This window comes from Allobosea sp. ASV33, from assembly GCF_016428755.1.
Classification (GTDB): domain Bacteria; phylum Pseudomonadota; class Alphaproteobacteria; order Rhizobiales; family Beijerinckiaceae; genus Allobosea.
The window spans coordinates 1-301 of record NZ_JAELTI010000365.1 but is presented as its reverse complement, the minus strand read 5'-3'; the positions used below and the strand labels follow the sequence as shown (position 1 = coordinate 301).

At 76.1% G+C, this 301-nt stretch carries 1 protein-coding gene; it reads left to right on the top strand.

The window, feature by feature from the left end:
- On the top strand, positions 1-301 hold a 301-nt coding region (locus tag JHD80_RS29205; RefSeq protein WP_282568462.1), incomplete at both ends, for a beta-ketoacyl synthase N-terminal-like domain-containing protein.

Sequence of the window (301 nt, the reverse complement as noted above, 5' to 3'; positions counted from 1 at the left end):
CCCCCCCCCCCCCCCCCCCCCCCCCCCCCCCCCCCCCCCCCCCCCCCCCCCCCCCCCCCCCCCCCCCCCCCCCCCCCCCCCCCCCCCCCCCCCCCCCCCCCCCTTTCCAAGCAGAAGACGGCATACGCGATCGCGCCTAGAGTCTCGTGGGCTCGGAGATGTGTATAAGAGACAGCTCTCGACCCAGAACGACCCGCCGGAAGCCGCCGCCAAGCCGTTCTCGAAGAACCGCGACGGCTTCGTCATGGGCGAGGGCGCGGGCGCGCTGGTGCTGGAAGATTACGACCATGCGCTGGCACGC